Consider the following 25,352-nt stretch of genomic DNA (forward strand, 5'->3'; position numbering starts at 1 on the left):
GATGATCCCCGCCGCGACCCGCACCCCCGTCGCCGAGACCTCCCCGCGCGCCTTCGCCGCGCACACCCTGATCCAGACCCAGCGGCTGCTCGTGCGCTGGGTGCGCAACCCGGTGACGCTGCTGGAGACGCTGATCGTGCCGTGCCTGCTGCTGGTCATGCTGGACACCGTGATCGGCGGGCAGATCCGCCGCTTCACCGGCAGCGAGGCGCTCTTCGGCTCGGTGCCGCTGGTGGCCGTGGTCGGCGCGCTCTCCGGCGCGGTGGCAGGCGGCATCCTGCTCGGGCGGGAGCGCGACGCCGGGCTGCTCGCCCGGTTCTGGGTGCTCCCGGTGCACCGCGGCTCCGGGCTCGCCTCGCGCATCCTGGCCGAGGGCTGCCGTATCGTCGTCGGCACGCTGGCCATCGTGGCGGTCGGCTACCTGCTCGGCTTCCGGTTCCAGCAGGGGGTACTGCCGTCGCTGGCCTTCTTCGGCGTGCCGGTGCTGTTCGGGCTCGCCTTCGCCACCCTGGTGACCGCGGTCGCGGTCTTCACCGCGAAATCCACGCTGGTGGAGGGGATCACCATCGTCACCTCGCTGATGATGTTCTTCAGCACCGGCTTCGTCCCGCTCGCCGCCTACCCGCAGTGGATCCAGCCGGTGGTGCGCAACCAGCCGCTCTCCGCCGCGGTGGACACCATGCGCGCGCTCGCCGAGGGCGGTGCGCTGGCCCGCCCGCTCACCCTCACCGTCGCCTGGTCGCTCGGCGCCATCGTGGTCTTCTCGATTCCGGCGGCGATCGGCTATCGGCGGGCCAGCAGGCGCTGAGCCCGGGAAGCCCCACCCCGACCTGCTTTTTCTATGGAATTGCGGGAGCTCGATCCTTGACCCCACCCCGCCGGGCCCCTACCATCCCCCTGACGGCTCGTCCCGCTCCGCTCATGGCAATTCACCTCTCGCCCCTTGATTCGCAAGGTTTAGTGGACAGCGGCCACGGCTAGTTCGTATGGGGCTTCCTGGTTCACCCGATCGAAACCGCTCGACCTCTCGCTGCTGCACTCCTGATCGATGACGGCATCGCGCATGTCAGATCGTTCGCCGAAAGGACTGAGGGCCTGTGCACTACATGAATTCGAGCTCGGCCGCCTTGTCACCCGGGGGCAGGGGGTGACCGGCGCGATGGAAATCCTCGAACTGACCGACGACTTCTACCAGGATCCGCATGCGACCTACCGGGCACTGCGTGCGCGCGGTCCCCTGCACCGAATTCGATCGAACGGGGTACTCGGCTGGTTGGTCGTCGATCACGAGGTAGCCAAACAGGCTTTGACGGAGCCGACCATCAGTAAACGCGTCGGCTCGCCCGAGGGCCAGGCCGTGCTGGCGAAAAACGGTGCGGCCGAGCTGTTCAACACCGCCATCAGCGACAATATGCTGTTCGCCGATCCGCCCCAGCACACCCGGCTGCGCCGGCTCGTGGCCAAGGCCTTCTCCGGTCCCGCCATCCGCGATCTCCAGCCGAGAATCACCGCGATCGCCGACACCCTGCTCGACGACATCGGCGCGCGAACGACCGTCGACCTCATGGACAGCTACGCATTCCAGCTGCCGACCGCGGTGATCTGTGAAGTGCTCGGAGTCCCCGACTCCGACAAGGAGGAGTTCCGCGCCTGGACCGCCGTCGTCGTCAGCGACTCGGCCACGATCGAGGAGCGCACCGCCGCCGGGATCAGCTATTTGACCTACCTGTCGAAGTTGATCGCCGAACGCACCGCCGACCCCCGCGACGACATACTCTCCCAGCTGATCATCGCGAAAGACCACGACGACCGCCTGGACGAGCACGAACTCATCGCCATGCTGCTCCTGCTGTTGATAGCCGGGCACGAGACCACCGTCAATCTCATCGGCAATTCGGTACTGGAGCTACTGCGCGATCCGGCAACGGCCGAGCGGTTGCGCACCCACCCCGACGCGATACCCGCCTACCTCGAGGAGATCCTGCGCTGCCACGGGTCACTGCACGTGGCGACGGCTCGCTACACCACCGCCCCGATCACCCTGGGCGGTACGGATATCGACGCGGGCGAATTCATCCTGATCTCGCTCGCCGCCGCCAACCGCGACCCGGCGCGGTTCACCGACCCCGATCGGATCGACCTCGAAAGGCCCGAAAGCCGGCACATCGCCTTCGGACACGGCATCCATCACTGTCTCGGCGCCACCCTGGCCCGGGTGGAGGCCACCACCGCGATCTCGCGGTTGCTCGCCCGATTCCCGGAGATATCGCTCGACGGGGAATTCAGCGACCTGACGTGGCGGAAAAGCCTGCTGATCCATGGCTTGACCAGCCTGCCGGTCCGGCCGGGCGCACCCACCGAATCCCACCCCGCATCCAACGACGACGCGGACCGCCGCGCTTTGCTGGTCTGAGCGGCCGTCACGGCAGCCTGCACCCGGTGTGCGCGGTGATCGTCATCGATGTCGCGTCGGCGTACACCGAGATTCCCGGCCCGCTCTCCCGCGCGCAATCGAAGGTGACGCTGTAGTTCGGCGGTGTGCCGGTGCCGGGTCGCATGTCGTCGGCGCCGACGGCGGCGGCGAGGTCGCGGGCCTGCTGCTGGAAACCGAACCAGCGGTCGGCCGGGATCGTGCCCTCGGCGATGAAGTGCGCCAGCCCGATGTTCACGCCGCCGGTCGGGCCGTATACCCCGGTGCAGCCGCCCTCGACGCGCGGCCGCTCCGGATCGCGGCGCCACTCGAGCCCGCCCGCCGCGGCGGCGATCCGCTCGACGGCGTCGAGCAGCGCCCGCTCGGACTCGCCGGCCCGCGGTAGCGCCGCGACCTCGGCGGCTGCCGCCTCGTACTCGGCCGGGTCCGGCGGGTCCGGCGGGTAGCCGAGCAGGGTGGCGCAGCCGCTCACCGCGCAGGCCGCGGCGAGCAGGGCGACGAGACGAACCGACATGTTTCCTCCCCGGAACAGTTCACCCGGGTTTTCGCCGATCCGCGCGGCGGCGTTTCGCTCAGCCGACCGGGCCCGGCCGCGGCTCGATCCGGCCCGCCGCGCCGACCGCGAGCGAGATACCGTGCCGGACGCCGGAGTTCGGGTCGTCGACGTCGAGCAGGTAGAACCAGTCCATCTGCGCCTGCCCGGCGTCCACGTGCAGCACGCCGTAGCCGTGCGAGTCCAGCTCCAGGTAGCGCAGGTGGCGGTTCACCTCGCGCACCGCGCCGGCCGCGGCGGCGGTGGGCAGCCCGGCGATATCGCCGGGGCTCTGCGAGGTCACCGACGGCACAACGAACTCGGCGCCCGCCACCGGCCCGGCCGGGTAGGCGGCGGCGTCCAGCGGGAGGTCGGCGGCCCACGAGCTGTGGATGTCGCCGGTGAGGAAGAGCACCCCGCCCACCCCGGCGTCGTGCACCGCGCGGAAGAGCCGTGTCCGGTCGGCGGTGTAGCCGTCCCACTGGTCGGCATTGACCGGGATACCGCCCGCCGGGATGCCGACCACCCGGGCCAGCCCCGCGGTGACCGCGGGGTCGAGCGGCGGGAAGAGCACCGGCGCGATCATGACCGGGTTCCCGACCAGCTTCCACCGGACCGGCGCCGACTCCAGCCCGCCGATCAGCCAGTCCAGCTGCTCCCGGCCGGTGATGCTGCGCTCCGGCGCGTCGATATCGCGCCAGCCCACGCCGGGGCGCGCCTGCCGGTCGCGGTAGCTGCGCAGATCCAGCATGGACAACTCGGCGAGCGCGCCGAAGCGCAGCCGCCGATACAGCCTGCCGTCGGCGCTGTCGCGCACCGGCATCCACTCCCGGTACGCCTGCCGCGCCGCCGCGCGCCGGGCCGCCCAGTCGCCCTCGGTGCCGGGGTCGTGGTTCTCCGCGCCGCCGGACCAGGCGTCGTTGGCGGTCTCGTGGTCGTCCCAGGTGGCGATGAACGGCACCGCCCCGTGCAGCAGCGCCAGATCCGGGTCGGTCTTGTACTGCCCGTGCCGGATCCGGTAGTCGGCGAGTGTGACGATCTCGTGCTCCGGGGCGTGCGCGCGCACCGCGCCGCCGCGGCCGCCGAACTCGCCGCGCTCGTACTCGTACAGGTAGTCGCCGAGGTGCAGCACGGCGTCGAGGTCGCCGCGGGCCGCGAGGTGCCGGTAGGCACCGAAGTACCCGGCCTCCCAGTTCGAGCAGGAGACCACGCCGAAGCGGAGCCGCTCGGGGTTGTCGGTGTCGGCCGGTGCGGTCCTGGTGCGGCCGATCGCTGAGGTGACGCCCAGCGCGGTGAACCGATAGCGGTAGTCGGTGCCCGAGGCGAGCCCGCCCGCGTCGACCTTGACGGTGTGGTCGGAAGCCGCTGTGGCCGTCGCGGTTCCGGCAGCGACCACAGTGGCGAAGGAGTCGTCGCGCGCCACCTCCCAGCGCACGGCGACGTCCGGGCCGCGGGTCGAGCCGGGGGTCGCGTCCGGGGCGGGCGTCACCCGGGTCCAGAGGATCACCCCGGTCGGCAGCGGATCACCCGAGGCGACGCCGTGCCCGAATACCGGGCTCGCCGCACCGGCGCGCGCGGCCCCCGCGAAGACGGCCGCCGCCGCGACCGCACCACCCTTCATCACGGTCCGGCGGCCGACCGGCGGCCCCGCGCTCAGTGCTCCCACGGCTCGCCATCCTGGACGCTCCGGCGCGGAAAAGCCACCCGCGTCCGCCGGTGTTCACCGAGGCTTCGATCGAAGACCGCGGCCTGGCGGCGCAGCGCGGCATCGATCCGGGCCAGGTCGCCGGTGGCGAGCAGGTCGAGCAGCGCGCCGCGCAGCACCGCGAGCGCGAGCGTCACCTCGGGGGCGTCCCGGTCGCCGTCCGGCAGGCAGCCCGCCAGCAACTCCAGCCGGTCCTCGACGGTCCCGCGCGCCGGAACCACGAGGGGTTCGGTTCCACCCTGGTCGACGCCGCGCCGCACCGCAGCTGGGGGCGCGACCTCGTCGGCCAGAATTGGGCGCTCGACCTGGGGTAGCGCCGCCGGATCGCGGGGCGGCCGAGCCGCGGATCTGCTACCTTCCGAGGGTTCGCCGGGGCGGGTCGTCGCGCGCCGGCCCCTGTCCCGGGAGTCCGTCATGTCGTTCCTGAACAAGCTGCTGAACACCGGCCACACCGTGACCAGGCTGATGGACCTGGTGGACCGGGCGCCGCAGTGGCGGTCGCAGCTGCTGTCGAAGAAGAACGAGTTCACCAGCGGCGCCTTCCGGGACGCGGTGATGGGGATGTGCGCGCTGGTCGCCGCCGCCGACGGCACCATCACCCCCGAGGAGCGAGCGCAGGTCGCCGGGCTCATCACGGCCGACCCGGTGCTGGACAACTTCCCGGCCGAGCAGCTGCGCACCCTCTTCGACGGCAACTGCGACCGCCTGGTGCAGGACCCCGCCTTCGGCCGGGCGCACGTGCTGCAGCAGATCACCAAGGTGGCGGGCAAACCGGAGCAGGCGCGCGCCGTGGTGCAGATCGGCATCATGATCGCGAACGCGGACGGCACCCTCGCCCCCGCCGAGGTGCACGCCGTGCGCGACGCCTGCGCCGCGCTCGGCATCCCGCCCATGCTCGAGCTGCCGGGCTGAGGTCCATCCCGGACTCACCGCAAACCGCGGACACACCCACCGCGAATCTTCGGTATGGCACGCTCGAGCGGTCCGCGCTCGGACCCGTGCGTCCCGACGATCGACGGAGGAATCCATGAACGCTCGCCTTCGCGCCGCAGGCACCGCCGTGGCCGCCGCCCTCGCGCTCGGCCTCGCCGCGGCCCCCGCGCACGCCGCCCCCACCCCGACCGTGGTGCTGGTGCACGGCGCCTTCGCCGACTCCTCCGGCTGGTCCGACGTGGCCGACCGGCTCACCGCCGACGGCATCGAAGTCCGCACCTTCGACACCCCGCTGCGCGGCATCGCCAACGACTCCGCGCAGCTCACCGAGTTCCTGGCCGGAATCGACGGCCCGATCGTGCTGGTCGGCCACTCCTACGGCGGCGCCGTCATCACCAATACCCACGACCCGGACGTCACCGCCAATGTCTTCGTCGCCGCCTACGCGCCGCGGCGCGACCAGCTGCTGGCCGAGCTGGTGAACCCCATCGCGCACCCGGGCAGCCTGCTGCTGCCGCCCGCGCTGCTGGTGAAGCCGGTGGCCGACCCGGCGGGGCCGGCCGGGGTGAACCTGGACGCCTTCGTGACCCAGCCGTTCTTCCGCGAGGTCTTCTGCCAGGACGTCGCGCCGGCCGAGGCCGCCGAGATGTACGCCAACCAGCGCACCCTCGCCGCCACCGCGAACCTGGAGCGGACCGGCGACCCGTCCTGGGCGGGCACCCCGAGCTGGTACCTGGTCTCCACCGAGGACCGGGTGATCCCGCCCGCGCTGCAGCGGGAGACCGCGCAGGAGGTGGCGCCGGGCCGGACCAGGGAGGTCGCCGCCTCGCACGCCTCCTACGTGTCGCAGCCGGACGCCGTCGCGGACATCGTCCGCGAGGCCGCGCTCACCACCGGCTGACCGCCGGGAACCCGGTCGTGCCGCTGCGGCACGGCCGAGACCACCCCTTGTGATACCGCTCGGACTCACACCTCGGTGCACGCTGGTAGCGTGGACGGCCGCGCCGTCCGGCGCGACGAGAGGATGACGAGTTCGTGGATGCCGTTTCGGCACCGTGGTCCGAGCCGGGGCTGCCCCGGCGCCGGATCGAGGGGCTGCCGGTCCCGTGGATCACCCCGGTTTGGTGGGGCGCCGCCGACTGGAAGTGCGTCGACACCGACCGCCTGCGGCGCTGCCAGGCCGAGTGGCTCTGCCAGGTCTGCGGCGACCCGCTGCCGGAGCGGGCCTGGGTGATCGTGGAGGCGGGCGACTGGGTGCTCGGCGACGCCGCCATGCACGAGACCTGCCTGCGCATCGCCCGCCGCTGGTGCCCGCACCTGGACGGCCTCGGCTGCCCGCTCGCCGAGGTCGGCCGCGCGGACATCTTGGCCGGGGGCAGGCGGTTGAGCGAGATCGCCGAGTACGGCGCCGAGGAGCTCCGCTGGACCCTGGCGCCCTGAGCGTTCAGTCCACCGGCACCGGAACGAAGTGCTCGACCACCGGGAACGGGTCGTAGAAGTGGTGCAGCAGCGCCTTCCACTCGGCGTACTCCGGCGACCCGCGGAACCCCTCGGTGTGCTGCTCGATCGAATCCCACCGCACCAGCAGCAGATACGTATTCGGCGTCTCCGCCGAGCGGGACAGCGTGAGCCCGCGGAAGCCGGGGCTGCCCGCGATCAGCGGGCGGGCGCGGGCGAAGGCCGCCTCGAATTCGGCTTCGCGGCCGGGCCGGACGGGGAGCAGGGCGTGTTCGGTGATCACCGGCCCACCGTGCCACGGCTCCCGCTTCCCGGCATCGTCGTCGTTCCGCTCCTCGTCGGCGCCGGCCTGCTCGGCCACTTCGGGTTGCCGCGCGCGCGGACGGTGATCACGGGCTCGCACGTCGAGGTGTGAGTCAATCCTCGAAGAGGGTGGAGCCCCAGTATTCGTCGGCGCCGAGCCCGGGCGGGCAGGCGTAGACGGCCGAGCCGACGTGCTGGATGTACTCGTTCAGCGCGTCCCGGCGGGCCAGGTTCTCCTGCATGGGCACGAACTGGGTCAGCGGGTCGCGGCAGTAGGCCAGGAAGAACAGCCCCGCGTCGAGGTGGCCGAAGCCGTCCGAGCCGTCGGTGAAGTTGTAGCCGCGGCGCAGGATCTGGATGCCGCCCAGCTCCTCGGCCGAGGCCAGCCGCACGTGGGCGTCGCGGTCGATGAACGGGCCGTCCGGGCCCGCCGACTGCAGATCCAGCTCGTCGAACTCGTCCGAGTAGCCGAGCGGGGCACCCGCGCCCTTGGTGCGGCCGATCACCCGCTCCTGCTCGTGCAGGCTCGTGCGGTCCCACGGCTCGATGAGCATGCGGATCCGGCGGGCCACCAGGTAGGAACCACCGGCCAGCCACGGCTGATCGTCGTCCGGGCCGACCCAGACGAAACGGTCGACCGCCGCGGTGTCCTCGGCCTTGATATTGCGGGTCCCGTCCTTGAACCCGAGCAGGTTGCGCGGGGTGGCCTGGGCGGTGGAGGTGGTCGAGGTGCGGCCGAATCCCAGCTGCGACCAGCGCACGCTCACCGCACCGAACCCCGCCCTGGCCAGGTTGCGCACCGCGTGCACCGCCACCTGCGGGTCGTCCGAGCAGGCCTGAATGGCGATATCGCCGCCGCTGCGCGCGGGGTCGAGCGCGTCGCCGGTGAACTTCGGCAGCGGGGCCAGCGCCGCCGGTTTCCGCGCCGCCAGCCCGAAGCGGTCGAACAGTGCCGGGCCGAACCCGATCGTCAGGGTCAGCCGCGACGCCGGGAGATCCAGCGCCTCACCGGTATCGGTGGGCGGGGCGTACTCCCCCGCCCCGACAGCGCCGTCGGGGAATGCCTCCCGGCCCGCGGTCATCCGCTCCGCCATCGCGGTCCAGGTCCGCAGCAGCTCCACCAGCTCCGCGCGGGTCTCGGTGTGCACGTCGAACGCGGCGAAATGCAGCCGATCCTGCACCGGGGTGACGATCCCGGCCTGGTGCGCGCCGCGGAACGGCACGGTGTCCGGGGTGGCGTCGGTGGCCGCCGAGCCCCGCCCGACCAGCACCCCCGCCCCGGCCGCGGCCACGCCGATCCCGGCGCCGCCGATCAGACCGCGCCGGGAGATCCCGCGCCGCTCACTGCCCGGCGACAACGCCTTGCACCTGACTGACCTCGGCCGAGAGCGCGTCGATCCGCCGCGACAGCTCGTTCCGGGCCTGCTCGGACACGGCTTCGTAACTCACGAAACCGTCCCCGGCCCGGTACTTCGCCAGTTCGGCGTCCAGCTCCGCGAACCGGCGATCCAGCCGCGCACCCAGCTCGGCATCACGCTCGTCGAGCACCGGCCGCACACTCGCCACCGCCGCCTGCGAGCCGTCCACATTCGCCTGGAAATCCCAGAGGTCGGTGTGCGAGAAGATGTCCTCCTCGCCGGTGATCTTCGTCCGCGCCACCTCGTCGAGCAGCCCCTGTGCGCCACCGGCCACCTGGATCGCGTCCACCGTGAAATCGGCCGCCGTCACCCCGGCGACCAATTCCTCGATATCGGCCAGCAATTGATCGGCGATCTTGTTCGTATCGGGCTGCAACCCCTGCGCCCACAGATCCTTCTCCAACCGGTGGAACCCGGTCCAGGTATCGCCCGCCGCCAGATCGGCCTCGCGCAGATCGATCCGCGGGTCCAGATCGTCCGGGAAGCTCTCCGCCACCGGCTCGATCCGCTCGTAATAGGTGCGGGTCACCGGATACTGCTTCTTCGCCGCCTCGATATCGCCCGCCTTCACCGCGGCGACGAAGGTCTCGGTGGTCTCCTGCAGGGCGGTCGCCTGGCTGGTCAGGTACCGCTTGTACCCCGCGGCGGCCTCGGCGAGCCGCCCCGACCCGTCGCGCTGCTGCGCGTCCCCGGTCACGGTGAAGTCGTGCCGGATGCCGTCGCCGACCATGCCCGGCTTGCACGCCGTCTGATACGTGCCCGGATCCGGCACCGCCACGATCAACTGCCTGGTCAGCCCCGGGCCGATATTCTCGATCTCGCCGATCACCCGGTCGCCGGTGCCGTACACGTAGAACTCGGAGATCTTGCTGCCGTTGTTGGTGATCCGGAAGCTCACCGTGCCGGTGCCCGCCGAATCACGCGCGACATCGCAGGTCGAATCGTCGGCGGTCACGGCGATCTCGCCGTCCGCCGATTCCGACTTGCCGGTGCAGGCGGTGAGCAGCAGCGGCACCGCCGCCGCGGCGGCGACGGTGATCAGGGAGAGTCGCACGGGACGGGACCTTTCGCTCACGACGCGGGCGTCGTCTCTGTCGAGGATCGCGGGCGCGCCGATTCGACCGGCGCGAGCGGTTTCAGGAACAGCCACAGCACCGTGACCAGGTACGCCAGCCAGGCGATGACCTGCAGCCAGGTGGGGTCGGCGCGGAAATTGACGAGCCCGGCCGCGACGGTGCCATACCAGCTCGACATGTCGAACCAGGACGAGATGTCGAAGGCGCGGTGCGACAGCCCGGGCAACCAGCCCGCCGTCTGCAGCGCGCGCACGCCGTAGGCGAGGATTCCGGCGGCGACCACGATGAGCAGCACGCCGGTATAGCGGAAGAACCGGGCCAGGTCGATGCGGACCGCGCCGAGGTAGAGCACGACGGTGAGCGCGGCGGCGGCCAGGATGCCGAGCAGCAGCCCGAGCAGCGGCCACTGGCTGCCCGCGGAGTTCTCCGCGTACCCCACCATGAGCAGCGCCGTCTCCACCCCCTCGCGGCCGACCGCGAGGAATGCCAGGCTCACCACCGCCAGCGGGCCGACGGCGAGCGCGCGGGTCATCCCCGCGCGCAGCTCGCCGGAGAGCGAGCGCGCGGCGGTGCGCATCCACAGCACCATCCAGGTCACGATCACCACCGCGACCAGCGAGGCCAGCCCGGCGATGAGCTCGGCGGCGACCCCGGTGACGGTCGAGGTCCCGTAGTGGATACCGGCGAAGACCGCCGCCACCATGAGCACCGCGGTGCCGACCCCGAGCGCGACCCACTTGAGCGCCTCGCGCCGCTCCGACTTCACCAGGAACGCCACCAGGATCATGACCACGATCCCGGTCTCCAGCCCCTCGCGCAGCCCGATCAGCCCGCTGCCGAACAACTGGGCGGCCACGGACGGCGCACCGGCCGCCAGAACACCTTCCACCACCGCTCCCGAGATGAACTGAGCCTTACCAAAGTCGATAGGGCGCGCTCAGTGTTGCACATTCGCGGATGCGGAAGTGTTGCTACCTGAAATGTCCGAATTCAGGAAGGGCAATCTCCCGGCAAATTGGGGTTTATGCGGCTTTTGTCAGAGCCCGCCGAGCCGGGTCAGCACCTCGAAGGCGGCATCGTCGGCGCGCCAGAGTGCGTCGATCTCGGCGCGCGCGGCCGGGGCGGTGGCGGGGTCCTGCAGCGCGAGGCCGTTGCCGAAGATGAGGACGTTGGCGCCCGCGTCGGCGGCGCGCAGCAGCGCGCCGCTGCCGACGCCGGCGCCGAGCACCCGGTCCAGCCCCTCGCCGAGGAAGTAGAAGCGCCAGAGCGGCCCCAGGTCGCCGCCGTAGACCTCGCGGGTACCGTCCACGATGAGCGCGCCGTTGCGGGCGATGGCGTCCACGATCAGGAAGTGGTCACCGGCGTTCGCCGGGGTGGCCCCGGTGGCGGCGACGGCGTACGCGAGATCCACCGCGAGGTGCGCGTTGTACCCGGCCATGGCGACCCGGGCGGCAGAGAGCTCGCACTGCCTGCTGAGCGCGAAGTAGTGCGCCCACTGCGGGTCGGCGGGGGCGCCGGTGAACTCGGCGTGCAGGTTGTCCAGGAAGCGGGAGAGCAGGTCGAGGCTGATCCGGTGCGCCCAGTCCGGGTCGGCGAAGGCGGCCGGGTCGCGCTGCAGCGGCAGCACCGCCGCCTGCTCGACGGCGTCCAGGCCGAGGGCGAAGACGCCGCGCCGATCCCCGTGCCGCACCAGCACCTCGGTGATCCGATGGTGCCGCTCGATCGCCGTCTCCAGCCGCTCCAGCGGGGAGCCCGCCAGCGTCGCGGTATCCGACCAGGCCACCAGGTCGGCGTACTCGCTCGCGCCGGGCGCCGTGCCGCACACCGCCTCCGGCGCGGCGGTGGCCACCGGCGCGGCGACGAGCGGCACGCAGAGTGCGGACAGGACGAGCAGGAGAATCCGGCCGATCATGGCCCCGACGCTACCGCCTCACTTGATCTCCAGCCGCCCGAGTGCCGAGCCGGCGAAGGCCGCGCGGGCGCGATCCCACTCCGGATCGCCCGGGTGGAGGGCGCTGCGGAGGAAGGCGGTGGTGAGGGTCTGGATGGCCCGCACCCGGGCCGGGTGGGGGTCGGTGGTCTCGGCGGCGTCGTAGCCGGGGATGCCGCCGAGCGAGTGCTCGGCGCCGCGCAGGGTGAGGAGGGCGCTGGCGCCGGGGCTCAGGTGGTAGGGGTCGGTGAGCCAGCCGGGGCCGCGGGTGGTGAGCGGGCTGGCGTCGGCGTCGCCGGCGACGACGAAAGCCGGCTTGGTCAGGTGCGTGAAATCGGGGTTCAGCCACGGGAACTTCGCCGCCGCGGCGGGGTTCAGGTCGGCGCCGCCGCGGCCCGCGGTGGCGAGCAGGACACCGGCGCGGACCCGCTCGTCGGCGAGGTCGGCACCGGCGCCGGTGGCGGGGTCGAGGACGCGCAGCCCGAGCAGCACGCCCGCGGTCTGCCCGCCGAAGGAGTGGCCCGCGGCGGCGATGCGCGCCGGGTCGAGCCGGCCGGAGAGGCCGGGGACGGCGGCGGCGATGGAATCCAGCCCGTCGAGGATGCGCAGCATGTCCTCGACCCGGTAGCGCCAGAGCAGCGGGTCGTCCGGGATCGGGCCGAGGGTGCGGGAATCGCGGAACGTGGGTTGCAGCACCGCGAAACCCGCGGCCGCCCAGTGGTCGGCGAGCGGCCCGTAGGCCCGCCCGGACGACCCGAACCCGTGCGCGAACAGGATGATCGGCAGCGCCGCGCCGGCCACCGGCGCCGATACCCGGACCCGCAGCGCCGCGCCGCGCCCCGGCACGGCCAGCAGCACCGGATCCACCGACACCACCGGCGCCGCCTCCACACTCACCGTCATGACCTCTCCCGGTTCCGGCTACAATTCCTAGAACGACTGTACAAGGAATCGGAGCGGGAGGCAGCATGGCCGGGCGGCCGATCGACCACCGGCGGCGCGCGGAGCTGCTCGACGCGGCGGTGAACCACGCCGCCGCCAGCGGCTTCGCCGAGCTCTCGCTGCGCCCCATGGCGGCCGCGCTCGGCGTCTCCCCCACCACGCTGGTGCACCACTTCGGCAGCAGGGAGCGGCTGCTCGCCGCGGTCCTGGGGCGGCTGCGCGAGCGGGTCGCGCTCGACCCGGAGCCGTACCCGGATCTCGGCGCCGCGGCCCGCGCCATCTGGGCGCACAGCTCGAACCCGGAGCGGCACGGCATCTTCCGGCTCTTCTACGCCGTGTACGGCAGCGCGGTCCAGGCCCCGGACGCCTACGCGGAGTTCCTCGCGCAGGCGGGCACCGAGCTCACGGCGGCGCTCCGCGCGGCCCAGGGCTCGGAGATCGACCCCGACCTGGCGGCCCGGCGCGCGACGCTGGTCATCGCGACCCTGCGCGGCCTGCTCCTCGACCTGCTCGGCGGCGGCGACCCGGCCCGGATCCACGCCGCGGCCGCGGATTTCACCGCCGGGCTGTGAGCGCTACGATCCGCCGGTGGCGATAACCCGGGAAGACCTCGTCGGCTACATCGAGCGCGACCTCGATGCCGATCTCGCGCGCTGGTTCGGCGATCGGCCGCGCGCGACCATCGACGAGTCGGAGGTGCGGCCGGTCGAGCCGTTCCTGGCCAAGCTCGCACCGAGCGACGCGGCGGCGCTCGCCGCCTACGACCGCCGGGTGCGGGCGGGCACGCTGCCGGACATCCTGGATATCGCCGACTGGTCCTACGGCTTCGGCTTCGCGGCCAACGACTGCGGGCTGCTCGACAGCGACTACAGCACCGAGGTGGCCGACGAGGACGTCTACACCGTCGGCGCGGACGGCGGCGGCAACCTCTACACCGTGCTCACCAACGGCCAGGTGGCGGTGTGGTTCCACGAGGAGGAGGTGCTGGAGGGCGGCACCCGCTTCGACGACCTGGACACCTTCGTCTGGTCGCTGGTGCGCTACCACGCGGTGCGCGCGGGCGTACTCGACCCGGCCGCGGTGACCGCCGATTTCCACGCGCTCGGGCAGGACGGCGCGGTGGCGCCGCAGGTCGGGCTGCTGGCCTCGATGCGGCCGCGCGCGGGCGCCGGGTCGAGCTGACGGCCGCGCCCGTACGGACTACTGTCCAGCTTCGAGTCCAGCCGACGAGAAGGAGCGGGAATGACGGTCGAGAGCACGAAGCGGGGCCGGGTCACCGTCATCACGCTGCGCCGCGAGGCCAAGCGCAATGCCATCGACGCGAGCATCACCGCGGGAATCGACCGCGCGCTCAACGAGTTCGAGGACGACCCCGAGCAGTGGTGCGCCGTCCTCACCGGCGGCCCGCGCTTCTTCTCGGCAGGCGCCGACCTGGCCGCGGGCCCGGGTGAGCCGACCCCGCGCGGTGGCATCGCGGGCATCATCACCAGGGAGCGGAGCAAGCCGCTGATCGCGGCGGTGGAGGGCTTCGCGCTCGGCGGCGGGCTGGAGCTGGTGCTCTGCTGCGACCTGGTGGTGGCCGCCACCGACGCCAGGTTCGGGCTGCCGGAGCCGCGGCGCGGCCTCATGCCGGACTTCGGCGGCGCCTTCCGGATCACCAGGGCGCTGCCGCCCAATGTCGCCAGGGAGCTCCTGCTCACCGGCGACGATATCGACGCCGCCCGCGCCGAGCGGCTCGGCTTCGTCAACCGGCTCACCGAGCCGGGCGCGGCGCTGACCGGCGCCCTGGAGCTGGCCGAGCGGGTCTGCGTCAATGCGCCGCTCGCCGTGCGCGGCGCTCTCCGCATCGCCAATACCGCCGTCGCGGGCGACGAATCCGCGCTCTGGGAGCTCTCGCACGGCACGCACGCGGAGCTGCTGCGCTCGGCCGATCTGGGCGAGGGGCTCGCCGCCTTCTTCGAGAAGCGGGAACCGCGCTGGACCGGCCGCTGACCCCTACCGCCGCGGCCGGGTGAAGAAGCGGGCCGCGTCGGCGACGGTCTCCTCGATCGGCCGCGGCCGCCAGCCGAGTTCGCGCTCGGCCTTGCCGTGGTCGAGCGGGGTCATGGTGTGCATGAGCCGCATGCTGACCCTGGTCACCCGGACATCCTTCCGCGCCACCCGGGCGGTGAACTCGCCGAGCAGCCCGGCCACCGGCAGCACCGCGCGCGGGATGCCGTAGCGGGCGGGCGGGGCGCCGGTGGTGCGCGCGGCGAGGTCGTGCAGCTCGCGGGTGCCGCGCCAGCCCGCCGAGACGATGTAGCGCTCCCCCGGCCTGCCGTGCTCGGCCGCCAGGATCAGCGCCTCGGCGGCGTCCCGGATATCGACCACCTCGGCGCCGGCGCCGCGCACATACAGCGGCAGCTTCCCGCGCGCGGCCATGGCCACGAAGCTCCCGTGCGGGGTGGGCTGGTAGTCGCCGGGGCCGTAGGTGTTGGCGACGCACATCGCGACCGCGGGCAGCCCGCGCTCCCCGGCGTACTCGAGCACCAGTTCCTCGGCCAGTACCCGGGACCGCACGTAGTCCCCGCCGCGGCGCTGCCAGTTGTGCGGCCCGGCGTCCTCGGCGACCGGCGCGGCGCCGATGGGCAGCGTGGCGACCGACGAGGTGAAGACGAAGCGCCGCAGCCCCGCCCCGGCCGCGACCTCCAGCACGGTGCGCAGGGACTCGACATTGGTGCGATACAGCGGCGCGGGGTCGCGGAGCCAGGGTCGGGCGTCCACCACGCAGTAGTAGACGACGGCGCAGCCCGCCATGGCCGCGCGTAGCGACTCGGGATCGTCGATATCGCCGTGCACGATCTCGGCATCGACGCCCGCCAGCGCGCGCAGCGAACTGGTCGGGCGCACCAGCGCCCTGACCCGCTCGCCGCGCTCGGCCAGCGCCCTGGTGACCTGGGAGCCGAGGAATCCACTCGCGCCGACGACGAGGCTGCTACCGCTCATAACCCCGAAAGTAGACGACTGTCCAGACAGGCGTCAATGGTCAGCGGAAGAGCCGGGGCACCGCCGCTTCCAGCTGATCGGCTACCTCGGGGTAGGAGGCGCCGCCGATCCCGGCGCGCATGATGCCGCCGGTGTAGAGCAGCTCCAGCAGGAAGACGAGCTGGGCGTCGCCGTCGCTGCCCACCGCGGCGGCGATGAGCCGGTGGATGTGCCTGCCGATCTCGGTGCGCAGCAGCTCGACATCGGGGTCGGAGCTGTGCAGCGCGGCGGAGACGGCGTGCCCGAAGGCGGGTTCGTCGGCGGCGACCAGGGCCAGGTAACGCAGCACCCCGGCCACCCGGACCAGCACGTCCGGCGAGTCGGCGCCGCCGGGGGCGCCCGCGGTGAGCCGCCGCCAGTACACCTCGGCGATGAGGTGCTCGCGGGAGGAGAAGTAGGTGTAGGCGGTCGCCCGCGCCACCCCGGCCTCGGCGGCCACCATGGGCAGCGTGAGGTCGGGGTAGCGCACGGTGCGCAGCGTCTCGATGGCGGCGCTCGCCAGCCGCTGCACGGTCTCGACCCGCTTGCCGGAGAGGCGGCGGCGGGCCGATTCGGCAGGGGCGGGGTCGGACATGATCTCGAACGGTACTACAGCGCCCGGCCCCCGCCGCTCGGCATCACACCCCCACCCGGCGCAGGATCGCCGCCGCGGTCTCCGCGGGCGCCTCCTCGGGGAGCCAGTGGCCGCGGCCGTCCAGCACCACGAGGTCGAGCCCGCCGGGGACGTGGTCGCGGCACCGGTCGATGCCGGTGCGCGCGACGGCCATGTCCTCGGTGCCCCAGACCAGGGTGGCGGGCACGGTCACCGGCGGCACCGCCGCCCAGTCGGCGCCGATGGCGCGGTACCAGTGCAGCGCGGATTTCATCGCGTCGGGTTGCAGCAGCCGGGCGATGTGCCGGTCGGCGACCGATACCGGCACCGCCGTGCCGAAACCGAGCCGCAGCCCGGCGGCGCCGTCGGCGGCGAGCACCTCCTCGGAGCCGGGCGCGACGAGGTACTCCAGGTAGCTCGACTTCTCCCGCTGCACCGGGTCGTCCGCGATGGCCGCCGCGAAGGCCGCCGGGTGCGGCACCGAGAGCGCGGTGACCGAGGTGACCCGCTCCGGGTGGTACGCGGCGACCGCCCAGGCGACGACGGCGCCCCAGTCGTGCCCGGCCAGGTGCACGGCCGGAAGGTCAAGGGCATCGCAGAGCGCGACCACGTCGGCGACCAGTTCGCGCAGCCGGTACGCCTCGACACCCGCCGGGCGCGCGCCGGGCGAGTAGCCGCGCTGGTTCGGCGCCCAGCTGCGCACCCCGCGCTCGGCGAGCGCGTCCCCGACGGCATCCCAGGAGGCCGAGCTCTGCGGGAACCCGTGCAGCAGCAGCACCGCCCGATCGCCGCCGGCGGCGCGCGCGTCGACCTCGAACTCCAGCCCGCGCAGCCGCAGCCGCTCCGTCGTCACCATGCGCGCAGGATAGCCCCGAACATGGACATCAGTATGGACAACTGTCCACAAGATTGCGGAACTTGTTCTATTTTGAGGGGGTCGCCGAGATCGGGAGATGAGAGTGATGGCCGAACCAGTGCTGGTCGGAGCGGTGCGCACCGCGATCGGACGCGCCTATAAAGGCACCCTGACGGAGACGCCGCCGGAGGCGCTCGCGGGGGCGGTGCTGCCCGAGGTGGTGCGCCGCGCCGGGCTGGACCCGGCCGCGGTGGACGACGTCATCCTGGGCGAATCGCACTACGGCGGCGGCGATCTGGCCCGCTACGCCGCGGTCGCCGCCGGGCTCACGACCGCGCCCGGCCAGTCGGTGAACCGGCACTGCGCGGGCAGCCTCACCGCCATCGCCAATGGCGCCGCGCACATCGGCACCGGCATGGAGCGGGTGATCATCGCCGGCGGGGTGCAGTCGCTGTCGCTGAATCCGGCCATGCGGGTGCGGATTCCGGGCACGGCCGAGTTCCGGGAAGGCTGGCTGCCGCCCTCGCACCCGGAGACCCCGGACGCCCCCGCCCTCGACATGTCGATCACCGTCGGCTGGAACACCGCCCGCAGGGCGGGGATCTCCCGGGCCGAGATGGATGCCTGGGCGGCGCGCTCGCACCACCGGGCGGTCGCCGCCATCGACGACGGCCGGTTCGCCGAGGAGATCGTGGCGCTGAAGGTCGAGCGCCCGGACGGCTCGGTGGTCGATTTCGCGGTGGACGAGCACCCGCGCCGCGACACCACCGTGGAGAAACTCGCCCAGCTCAAGGTGCTGCACCCCGAGATCGAGGGCTTCTCCATCACCGCAGGCAACAGCAGCGGGATCAACGACGCCGCGGCGGCCGTCGCGCTCACCGCCCGCGAGTACGCCGAGGCGGAGAGCCTGACCGTGCTGGCCCGGGTCCGGGCCTGGGCGAACGCGGCGGTGCCCCCGGCCGATACCGGGTTCGGGGCGGTGGCGGTGATCGGCAAGGTGCTGGACCGGGCCGGGCTGAAGCCGTCGGATGTGGCGCTGTGGGAGATCAACGAGGCCTTCGCCTCGGTGCCGATCGCGGCGGTCCGCGAGCACGGGCTGGACGAGGAGCTGGTGAATTTCTCCGGCAGCGGGTGCAGCCTCGGCCACCCCATCGCGGCCTCCGGTGCCCGGATGATCACCACGCTGATCTACGAGCTGCGCCGCCGCGGCGGCGGGATCGGCGTGGCGGCCATGTGCGCGGGCGGCGGCCAGGGCGGCGCCGTCGTCATCGAGGTCTGAGCCGGTGCCGGATATCCCGATCATCGACGTCGTCCGCGCCATCGAGCGCGAGCTCACCGCTCCCGGGGCGCCCTTCGAGACCACCGAGGTCGAGGTCGCCGGGCACCCGGTGCGGACCTATCGGCACGGGGCGGGCGATCTCGCCGCGATTCTCGCCGATATCGAGCGCCGGTTCGCCGCGAACACCCTCACCGCCGGCGCCGAGACCCACACCTACGCCGACGTTTTCGACCGCGCCCGCCGCCTGGCCGGGGTGCTGCACCGGGCGCACGGGATCGGCGCGGGTGACCGGGTCGGGATCGCCATGGCCAACCAGCCCGCCTACCTGGTCGCGCTCTTCGCCGCGGCCCGGCTCGGGGCCGTCGCGGTGCTCTACAACGCCAGGGGCAGCACCGCCGAGCTGGCGGCGGCGCTCGCCGACGTGCCGAGCGCGGTGATCGTCGCCGACCGGCCGCGGCTCACGCTGCTGCGCGGTATCGCCCCGGACACCGCGCTGCTCGGCACCGACGACCTCGACGCGCTCCTTGACGCCGCCGACCCCGGGCCCGCGCACGAGGTACCGCCGGACGCGGAGTGCCTGATCCTCTTCACCTCGGGCACCTCCGGCCGGGCCAAGGGCGTGCGGCTCACGCACCGCAATATCGGCAATGTGGTGCTGAACATGCGCTTCGTCACCGAGTGCAACCTGCGCATAGCGGCGCACCGCTACGGGATTCCGCTCGACGACCTGCGCGGGCTGGTGCCGCCGGTCTCGGCGCTGCTGATCTTCCCCCTCTTCCACGTCTCCGGGCTGGCCGGGCTCTTCTCGGTGCTCAATACCGGCGGCCACGTCGCCACCATGACGCGCTGGGACGCCGAGACCGCGGCCGCGCTCATCGCGGAGCACCGCATCACCCTGATGTCCGGGCCACCCATGACCGTGGACGAGCTGCTCAAAGTGGCGGGCGCGCAGGAGAAGCTGGCCTCGCTGGTGAACCTCACCCCCGGCGGCCAGGCCACCCCGCCCAACCTCACCGCCCGCATCGCCGCCACCCTGCCGGTGGCCCAGCGCAGCGCGGGTTGGGGCATGACCGAGACCGCGGGCAGCGTCTGCACCGCGGGCGGCGCGCTGCTCGGCGAGTTCCCGGACACCGCGGGACCCATGAGCCCGACGATGGAGGTCAGGGTCACCGACGCGAACGGCGCCGAGGTGCCCGCGGGCACCGTCGGGGAGCTGGAGCTACGCGGCGGGCTGGTGATGGCCGGGTACGTCGGCGCCGCGCCGCAGCACGGCTGGCTGGCCACCGGCGACCTCGGCTACCTGGACGAGCACGGCCTGGTGTACCTGGTGGACCGGAGCAAGGACATCGTCATCTCGGCCGGGGAGAACATCGCCTGCACCGAGGTGGAGGCGGCGCTCATGGCGGGCGACGCCTTCACCGAGGTCGCCGCCTTCGGCATCCCGGACGAGCGGCGCGGCGAGCGGGTGGTCGTCGCGGTCACCCTGGAGCCGGGGTACGAGCTCGACGCCGAGCAGGTGCGCGAGCTGGCCCGGCGCACGCTGCCGGAGTACAAGGTCCCGTCCGAGGTGCTCTTCGACCAGAGCCCGCTGCCGCGCAACGCCACCGGGAAGCTGCTCAAGCGCGAACTCCGGCGCCGCTACGCGGCACGCTAGATCCCGGCCGCGGCCCTGGTCAGTACCGCTCCGGCGGCGACGAGTTCGGCGGTGGTCAGCGCGCGCAGCGGGTGCGCGCCAAGGACCAGCGCGACCTCGCCGTGCGCGCCGAACACCGGGGCGGTAAGGCTCACCACCGGCCGGGTCTCCCGCTCCGGATCGTCGTCGGAGAGAAGTCCGACGCTGCCGAATTCGGCGAGCAGCGCCTCCATGATCCGCCGCACCCGTGGTGGCAGCCCGCCCTCGTCCAGCTCGCCCACCAGGTGCGCGGCCTGGGCGAGCGCCGGGGTGGTCCAGTCGATGTCGAAGCCGCGGGCGCGGGTGCGGGCCAGCACCCGCTCCAGCCGCTCGGTCACCGCAGCGTCGGCGCCGCAGCGGTCGATCCAGGCGCGGCGCTCCGGCTCCGGCGCCCAGGCGGCGAAGGCGGCACCGAAGGGCGGCGCGTAGGGGATGCGGTCGCCCGGCTGCCCGGCCGGGTGGCCCGCGTCGCCGCCCGCGAAGGCGGTGATGACCAGCGCGTCGTCCACCCGCTCGACCACCGATCCCGGGTACCCCAGCTCCGCCGCGACCGCGGCCGCCGCCGTGCGTGCCGCCACCGCCAGCGGCCGCGCGGCCTGCGCGCGCGCCGCCACCACGGCCAGCGCGGGTCCGACGCCGAAGGTCTTGTCCACCGGATCCCTGGTCGCCCAGCCGCGGTCGCAGAGCGTCGTGAGGATGGCGTGCGCGGTGGCCTGGGTGAGCTCCAGTTCGCGCACCACGTCGGAGAAGCGCAGCCGCCGCTCCCCCGCGCGCACCAGCAGTTCCACGATGTCCAGCGCACGGGCCGTCGGCGCCGATCCCCGCATGTCTTGACCCCTCCTCGGCCACCGGCCTACGCTCGTATCGATAATTCGAAAGTCCTTCTCGAATATTCGAGAGTAGCAGCTAGCTGGAGGTGACGCCGATGCGGGCTGTGGTTCTGCGCGACGGCGCGTTGTCCGTCCGGGAGACGGCGGAGCCGGTGCCGGGGCGCGGCGAGCTGCTGCTCTCCGTGCTGAGCACAGCGATCTGCGCCTCCGACGTGCACTTCATGGACCATCCGGAGGCGGGCACCGACGATCGCACCGGCCGTTCGCGCTACGACGCGGAGGCCGATGTGGTGCTCGGGCACGAGTTCGTCGGCGCGGTGATCGGGCACGGGCCCGGCTGCTCCGGCGAGTTCCCGGTGGGCACGCGGGTCACCTCGATCCCGATCCGGGTGCAGGACGACGCGATCCGGATCATCGGGCAGCACCCGGAGGCGCCGGGCAGCTTCGCCGAGCGGGTGGTGGTGGCGGAGTCGATCGCGCGGGCGGTGCCGGACACCGTCGCGCCGGATGCCGCCGCGCTCACCGACGCCTTCGCGGTCGGCGAGTTCTACGTCCGCACCGCGAATCCCGGCCCCGGCGAGATTCCGATCGTGATCGGTGCGGGCGCCATCGGGCTCTCCGCGGTGGCCGCGCTCGCCGCGCGCGGGATCGCGCCGATCATCGTCTCGGACTTCGACCCCGCGCGGCGCGCGCTGGCCCGGGATGCCTTCGGCGCGCACATTCTGGTGGACCCGGCCGAGAACTCGCCGTTCGAGGTCTGGCGCTCGGTGCGCGCCGAGCACAATGCCTGGGGCGTGCCGGTGGTCTTCGAGTGCGCGGGGGCGCCGGGGCTGGTGCAGCGGCTGGTCGACGAGGCCGATATGGGCACCAGGATCGCCTGCGCGGGCGGCTGGTACACCGGCGACACCCTGGACATCACCGCCGCCACCCGCACCGGCGTCACCGTGCAGTTCGGCGGCGGCCCGATGCCGGGCGACTGGTACGGCACGCTGGACGCCATCGTCGCGGGCACCCTCGACCCGCTGCCCAGCGTCGGCGCGGTCATCGGCCTGGACGAGGTGCCCGCCGCGCTCGACCGGGTCCGCCGCTCCGAGGGCCCGGCCCGGATCATCGTGCACCCGAACGGAGACCCCCGATGAGCGACGACCGCCTCGACATCACCGACCTGCTGGTGCGCTACGCCTCCGGCATCGACCGCCGCGACTGGCCGCTCTTCCGCACCGTCTTCACCCCGGACTGCGAGCTGGACTACGGCGAGATCGGCCGCTGGCACGGCGTCGACGAGGTCACCGACTTCATGGAGCGCGCGCACGCCGCCGCCGGGCACACGCTGCACCGGTTGAGCAATATCGCAATCGCTGTCGACGGCGATCGCGCCACCGCCCGCACCTACGTGGACAGCCTGGTCCTGACGTCGGACGGCGCCTCGGGCGTGCAGGCCACCGGCTACTACGACGACGACCTGCTCCGCACCGAGGCCGGCTGGCGCGTGCACCGCCGCCGCTTCACCGCCGTCCGCATGGTGGCGCCCTGAGCGCCTGCGGCTTCAGAGCCGGAAGCGCCCGGCGAAGCTGCGCAGCGGCAGGTCGGCGCTGGTGATGATGCCGGGACGCGCCGCGACCACCGAGCGGATGGCGTTCAGCGCGGGCAACCCGGTGACCGTCATCCCGATCTTGGCGAAGGAGGCCGGGTCGGAGAGGTCGACGCCGGGCCTGGGGAAGATCATGTGCTTGCTGTAGATGCTCGGATCGCCGGTGACCTGCGTGATGTAGCAGCCCTTGATATCCCACGAGGGGTCGGTGTGCGGGGTCATCTGCCACTCCAGGTGCGATTCCACCCGCGGCACCCCGTCCACCAGCCCCTGGTATTTGATGTAGCTCCCGCCGAGCGACCCCTTGGGCAGCCGGTACCAGCCCAGGTCGACGTCCTTGGTACAGACGCCGAGTTCGTAGGAGAAGGTCACCTCGTCGAGTTCCAGGTCGAAGGCGTCGGCCATGAGGTACACCGAGTCGGCGAAGACGGCGGTGTACTTGTACAGCGAGTCCGGAATGGCCGGGTCGTCGGCGGGCAGGCCGTACCCCACCGCCTTCCAGGTGTCGACCGAGTGGTGGCAGGAGACGTCGACCGATTCGGTGACCGTCACGTTCTCGATCTCGGCGACGTCGGCGCTGTGCACGATCCCGAGAATCTGGCACAGCCCCGGATTCATCCCGGTGCCGTAGAACGTGGAATTACCGCGCTCGCAGGCAGCCTGAATGAGTTCGCTGACCTTCCGGCCGGACGGGTGCGGATGATTCTTGTCGCGGTGGAAACCGGTGATCCAGTCGGCCGTCGTCACCACGTCGATTCCGGCTTCGAGCACCCGGACGTAGAGCTCCTCGTCCGGGAAGACGCCGTGGAAGGTGAGCACATCGGGCTTCGCGGCGATGATCTCCTCGACCGTGCCGGTGGCGACCACGCCGATCGGGCCGATGCCGACGATCTCGCCCGCGTCCCGGCCCACCTTCTCCGGCGAATAGCAGTGCAGCCCGATCAATTCCAGGTCGGGGTGCTCGCGAATGCGCCCGATCAGCTCGGTGCCGAGATTGCCGGTGGCGACCTGGAATACCCGGACCTTGTCGGTGGTGCTCATGGCTGGCCTTTCGAAAGAGATTCGGCGGGGTAGAACTGCTGCGCCCACGCGCGCAGCGCGGTGAAGCCGGAGTACTCCTTGCGCGAGAGCGCGGGCGGGTCGGAGTAGCGCTGGTGCGCCCAGATGTGCACGTCGGCGGCGAACTGCTCGATCACGTAGTCGGCCATGGTCTTTCCGTAGCGGCCGAGCTCCGCGCGGTCGTCGCCGGGTTTGCGGCCGATCCACACGGTGAAGCGGACGTCGGAGGTGGCGTCGTCGACCGGGGTGACCGCGGGCATGGTGCGGTTGTCCACCATGCCCCAGCTCTTGGTGATCGAGCAGCCGAGCCCGGCATTGATGGACTCGACCCCGCTGTTCGCCTCGCCGACGCGCGCCTCCGGGTCGAAATCGATGGTGAAGTCGACGTAGGAGACCGGGCCGGAGAAATCGTGCCGGGTGAACTCCGGCACGAACGGCGTCTTGTGCACGAATTTGAAGTGCGCGAAATCGACGCCGTTCTCCATGATGTACTGCGGGTGCAGCTCCAGCCCCTGCCGGAACAGGGTGGCGCCGGGCACCGGCGGGTAGTAATCCGCGGCGCTCTTGCCGTCGCCGAACGCGGTGAAGATATCCGGGACGTCGAAGAACGGTGCGCGGCCGTCGCGGTCGAACCACATCCAGACCGCCTCGTTGCGCTCCACCGCCGGGTAGCTGCGAATGCGGCGCCCCCGGTTCGGGTGGCTCTCGTACGGGATGCAGACATTGCGCCCCTCGCGGCTCCACTCCCAGCCGTGGAACGGGCACACCAGGTTCTCCCCCTCGACGTGCCCGCCGTACCCCAGGTGCGCGCCGAGGTGCTCGCAGTAGGCGTCGAAGACCGCGATCCGCCCGGCGGCCGAGCGCCAGGCCACCAGCTCGCGGCCGAAGTACTTCATGGTGTGCACCGCGCCGGCCGCGAGCTCCGCGGACCAGGCGACCTGGAACCAGCCCGTCGGCTCCATCGACAGGGGTGGCTTCGCCATCTCGGTCCTCCACGTGCTCGGTGGCTGTCGGTGACCTGATCGTAGAACCCTCTTCGATATTATTCAAGAGGGTTCTACGAAACTAGATTCCGCAGGTCACAGCGGGTAATCTCGGATTCATGACGGAAGCGGCGACGGCGGGGCGGCGAGCCAACCGGCGCGGCTTGCGCTCCAGGGAGAGCATGCTGGAGGCGGCGATCAGGTCGCTGGCGACCGGCGATCCGGCCGCGGTCTCCGGCAATCGGATCGCCCGCGACATCGGCGCCACCTGGAGTGTGGTCAAGTACCAGTTCGGCGGGATCGACGGGCTCTGGGCCGCGGTGCTGCGGCACACCGCCGATCAGCGCGGCGACCTCCCGGCCGGGCTGGAACCCGGCGGCACGCTGCACGACCGGGTGGCCGCCATGGTCGACGCGCTCTACACCGGGCTGCGCCGCCCGGAATCGCTGGCCATCGAGACGCTGCGCGCCGCGCTCCCCCGCGACCACGCCGAGCTGGAGCGCGACTACCCGCTCACCGCCGCCGAGCTGGCCTCCTGGCGGCCGAACTGGGAGCGCGCCTGCCAGAACGCCTTCGCCGACCTCGGGCTCGACCCGGTCCGGGTGCGCCGGGTGGCCGCGCTCCTCCCGGCCGCCATGCGCGGCATCACCTCGGAGCGCACGCTCGGCACCTACGGCGACCTGGACGATGCCATGGCGGCGCTGATCGGCGGGATCGTGGCCTATCTGGAGCGCTGAG

General features: G+C 72.5%; 28 protein-coding genes. 13 read left to right on the plus strand and 15 right to left on the minus strand.

Translation table 11 applies throughout. The features are described 5' to 3' along the window. Position 1: 1 nt before the first annotated feature. Entirely contained in the window at positions 2-808 is an 807-nt protein-coding gene (locus AB0H71_RS21465) for an ABC transporter permease (RefSeq protein ID WP_357024508.1), read from the plus strand. A 339-nt stretch (positions 809-1,147) separates the two neighbouring features. Then, the gene (locus tag AB0H71_RS21470; protein WP_357023579.1) at positions 1,148-2,413 is read left to right on the plus strand and encodes a cytochrome P450; all 1,266 of its coding nucleotides are present in this window, start codon (positions 1,148-1,150) and stop codon (positions 2,411-2,413) included. 7 nt (positions 2,414-2,420) lie between these two features. Here AB0H71_RS21470 and AB0H71_RS21475 read toward each other — a convergent pair whose 3' ends face one another. The 3 genes from AB0H71_RS21475 to AB0H71_RS21485 are packed head-to-tail and all read right to left on the minus strand — an operon-like array spanning position 2,421 to position 5,084. Then, positions 2,421-2,945 (minus strand): LppA family lipoprotein, encoded by a 525-nt coding sequence (locus AB0H71_RS21475; RefSeq protein WP_357023582.1) that lies wholly within the window; start codon positions 2,943-2,945, stop codon positions 2,421-2,423. A 58-nt stretch (positions 2,946-3,003) separates the two neighbouring features. Beyond that, positions 3,004-4,584, minus strand: a complete 1,581-nt coding sequence (locus AB0H71_RS21480) for an alkaline phosphatase D family protein (RefSeq protein ID WP_357024511.1) — start codon at positions 4,582-4,584, stop codon at positions 3,004-3,006. Between the two features lie 32 nt (positions 4,585-4,616). Beyond that, positions 4,617-5,084 carry a hypothetical protein gene (locus AB0H71_RS21485; protein WP_357023585.1) on the minus strand — a complete coding sequence of 156 codons (468 nt, stop codon included), beginning with the start codon at positions 5,082-5,084 and terminating at the stop codon, positions 4,617-4,619. Between AB0H71_RS21485 and AB0H71_RS21490 the strand changes: the two genes are divergently transcribed. From AB0H71_RS21490 to AB0H71_RS21500, 3 genes are all read left to right on the plus strand, one after another. After that, positions 5,083-5,580 (plus strand): tellurite resistance TerB family protein, encoded by a 498-nt coding sequence (locus tag AB0H71_RS21490; protein ID WP_357023587.1) that lies wholly within the window; start codon positions 5,083-5,085, stop codon positions 5,578-5,580. The two genes, AB0H71_RS21485 and AB0H71_RS21490, sit on opposite strands and share 2 nt — an antisense overlap. Positions 5,581-5,695: 115 nt before the next feature. Beyond that, positions 5,696-6,502, plus strand: a complete 807-nt coding sequence (locus AB0H71_RS21495) for an alpha/beta hydrolase (protein WP_357023590.1) — start codon at positions 5,696-5,698, stop codon at positions 6,500-6,502. A gap of 134 nt (positions 6,503-6,636) precedes the next feature. Next, positions 6,637-7,041, plus strand: a complete 405-nt coding sequence (locus tag AB0H71_RS21500) for a hypothetical protein (protein WP_357023593.1) — start codon at positions 6,637-6,639, stop codon at positions 7,039-7,041. Between the two features lie 4 nt (positions 7,042-7,045). Here the strand turns inward: AB0H71_RS21500 and AB0H71_RS21505 are convergent, their stop codons facing one another. The 6 genes from AB0H71_RS21505 to AB0H71_RS21530 form a co-directional block, all read right to left on the minus strand. Continuing rightward, positions 7,046-7,342 carry an antibiotic biosynthesis monooxygenase gene (locus tag AB0H71_RS21505; RefSeq protein WP_357024514.1) on the minus strand — a complete coding sequence of 99 codons (297 nt, stop codon included), beginning with the start codon at positions 7,340-7,342 and terminating at the stop codon, positions 7,046-7,048. Positions 7,343-7,475: 133 nt separating this feature from the next. Beyond that, positions 7,476-8,720, minus strand: coding sequence for an iron uptake transporter deferrochelatase/peroxidase subunit (gene efeB, locus AB0H71_RS21510; protein WP_357023596.1), 1,245 nt, complete (start codon positions 8,718-8,720; stop codon positions 7,476-7,478). Continuing rightward, positions 8,704-9,834: an iron uptake system protein EfeO gene (efeO, locus tag AB0H71_RS21515; RefSeq protein WP_357023598.1), complete on the minus strand. Its 1,131-nt coding sequence runs from the start codon at positions 9,832-9,834 to the stop codon at positions 8,704-8,706. Before efeO ends, efeB begins: the two co-directional genes overlap by 17 nt. A 17-nt stretch (positions 9,835-9,851) precedes the next feature. Next, positions 9,852-10,748: an iron uptake transporter permease EfeU gene (gene efeU, locus AB0H71_RS21520; protein ID WP_357023601.1), complete on the minus strand. Its 897-nt coding sequence runs from the start codon at positions 10,746-10,748 to the stop codon at positions 9,852-9,854. Positions 10,749-10,892: 144 nt separating this feature from the next. After that, positions 10,893-11,768, minus strand: coding sequence for a DUF5995 family protein (locus AB0H71_RS21525; RefSeq protein ID WP_357023604.1), 876 nt, complete (start codon positions 11,766-11,768; stop codon positions 10,893-10,895). Positions 11,769-11,786: 18 nt separating this feature from the next. Next, the gene (locus AB0H71_RS21530; protein WP_357023607.1) at positions 11,787-12,689 is read right to left on the minus strand and encodes a chlorophyllase; all 903 of its coding nucleotides are present in this window, start codon (positions 12,687-12,689) and stop codon (positions 11,787-11,789) included. Positions 12,690-12,754: 65 nt separating this feature from the next. Here AB0H71_RS21530 and AB0H71_RS21535 point away from each other — a divergent pair, with 65 nt between their 5' ends. From AB0H71_RS21535 to AB0H71_RS21545, 3 genes are read left to right on the plus strand one after another with little or no spacing between them, the layout of a single operon-like run. Continuing rightward, positions 12,755-13,300, plus strand: coding sequence for a TetR/AcrR family transcriptional regulator (locus AB0H71_RS21535; protein WP_357023609.1), 546 nt, complete (start codon positions 12,755-12,757; stop codon positions 13,298-13,300). Positions 13,301-13,316: 16 nt separating this feature from the next. Next, on the plus strand, positions 13,317-13,910 hold the full coding sequence (locus AB0H71_RS21540; RefSeq protein ID WP_357023611.1) for a hypothetical protein: 594 nt from the start codon (positions 13,317-13,319) through the stop codon (positions 13,908-13,910). A 60-nt stretch (positions 13,911-13,970) separates the two neighbouring features. Then, positions 13,971-14,720, plus strand: a complete 750-nt coding sequence (locus AB0H71_RS21545) for an enoyl-CoA hydratase-related protein (protein WP_357023614.1) — start codon at positions 13,971-13,973, stop codon at positions 14,718-14,720. Positions 14,721-14,723: 3 nt separating this feature from the next. On the opposite strand, the gene AB0H71_RS21550 is transcribed toward AB0H71_RS21545, so the two are convergent. Genes AB0H71_RS21550 through AB0H71_RS21560 form a run of 3 tightly spaced genes read right to left on the minus strand, consistent with a single transcriptional unit; the run spans position 14,724 to position 17,200 of the window. Next, positions 14,724-15,713, minus strand: coding sequence for an NAD-dependent epimerase/dehydratase family protein (locus tag AB0H71_RS21550; protein ID WP_357023617.1), 990 nt, complete (start codon positions 15,711-15,713; stop codon positions 14,724-14,726). 40 nt (positions 15,714-15,753) lie between these two features. After that, positions 15,754-16,326 carry a TetR/AcrR family transcriptional regulator gene (locus tag AB0H71_RS21555; RefSeq protein ID WP_357023620.1) on the minus strand — a complete coding sequence of 191 codons (573 nt, stop codon included), beginning with the start codon at positions 16,324-16,326 and terminating at the stop codon, positions 15,754-15,756. A gap of 43 nt (positions 16,327-16,369) precedes the next feature. Next, on the minus strand, positions 16,370-17,200 hold the full coding sequence (locus AB0H71_RS21560) for an alpha/beta hydrolase (protein ID WP_357023623.1): 831 nt from the start codon (positions 17,198-17,200) through the stop codon (positions 16,370-16,372). Between the two features lie 106 nt (positions 17,201-17,306). Here AB0H71_RS21560 and AB0H71_RS21565 point away from each other — a divergent pair, with 106 nt between their 5' ends. Together AB0H71_RS21565 and AB0H71_RS21570 are read left to right on the plus strand one after the other, a co-directional pair. Beyond that, positions 17,307-18,479, plus strand: coding sequence for a thiolase family protein (locus AB0H71_RS21565; RefSeq protein ID WP_357023625.1), 1,173 nt, complete (start codon positions 17,307-17,309; stop codon positions 18,477-18,479). Positions 18,480-18,483: 4 nt separating this feature from the next. After that, a complete protein-coding gene (locus AB0H71_RS21570) occupies positions 18,484-20,133 on the plus strand; it encodes a class I adenylate-forming enzyme family protein (RefSeq protein ID WP_357023628.1) in 1,650 nt (549 codons plus the stop codon). On the opposite strand, the gene AB0H71_RS21575 is transcribed toward AB0H71_RS21570, so the two are convergent. Beyond that, positions 20,130-20,978: a helix-turn-helix domain-containing protein gene (locus tag AB0H71_RS21575; RefSeq protein ID WP_357023630.1), complete on the minus strand. Its 849-nt coding sequence runs from the start codon at positions 20,976-20,978 to the stop codon at positions 20,130-20,132. The genes AB0H71_RS21570 and AB0H71_RS21575 overlap by 4 nt on opposite strands. Before the next feature lie 98 nt (positions 20,979-21,076). Here AB0H71_RS21575 and AB0H71_RS21580 point away from each other — a divergent pair, with 98 nt between their 5' ends. Beyond that, on the plus strand, positions 21,077-22,120 hold the full coding sequence (locus AB0H71_RS21580) for a zinc-binding dehydrogenase (protein WP_357023633.1): 1,044 nt from the start codon (positions 21,077-21,079) through the stop codon (positions 22,118-22,120). Continuing rightward, positions 22,117-22,515, plus strand: coding sequence for a nuclear transport factor 2 family protein (locus AB0H71_RS21585; protein ID WP_357023636.1), 399 nt, complete (start codon positions 22,117-22,119; stop codon positions 22,513-22,515). The genes AB0H71_RS21580 and AB0H71_RS21585 overlap by 4 nt, the downstream gene beginning before the upstream one ends. Positions 22,516-22,527: 12 nt before the next feature. Here AB0H71_RS21585 and AB0H71_RS21590 read toward each other — a convergent pair whose 3' ends face one another. Together AB0H71_RS21590 and AB0H71_RS21595 are read right to left on the minus strand one after the other, a co-directional pair. Then, positions 22,528-23,613 (minus strand): dihydrodipicolinate reductase, encoded by a 1,086-nt coding sequence (locus AB0H71_RS21590; protein ID WP_357023639.1) that lies wholly within the window; start codon positions 23,611-23,613, stop codon positions 22,528-22,530. Next, positions 23,610-24,614 (minus strand): Rieske 2Fe-2S domain-containing protein, encoded by a 1,005-nt coding sequence (locus AB0H71_RS21595; RefSeq protein ID WP_357023641.1) that lies wholly within the window; start codon positions 24,612-24,614, stop codon positions 23,610-23,612. The genes AB0H71_RS21590 and AB0H71_RS21595 overlap by 4 nt, the downstream gene beginning before the upstream one ends. A gap of 119 nt (positions 24,615-24,733) precedes the next feature. Between AB0H71_RS21595 and AB0H71_RS21600 the strand changes: the two genes are divergently transcribed. Further along, positions 24,734-25,351, plus strand: a complete 618-nt coding sequence (locus AB0H71_RS21600; protein WP_357023643.1) for a TetR/AcrR family transcriptional regulator — start codon at positions 24,734-24,736, stop codon at positions 25,349-25,351. The last annotated feature ends 1 nt before the right edge of the window (position 25,352 follow it).

The organism is Nocardia sp. NPDC050697, from assembly GCF_040654395.1.
Taxonomy (GTDB): domain Bacteria; phylum Actinomycetota; class Actinomycetes; order Mycobacteriales; family Mycobacteriaceae; genus Nocardia.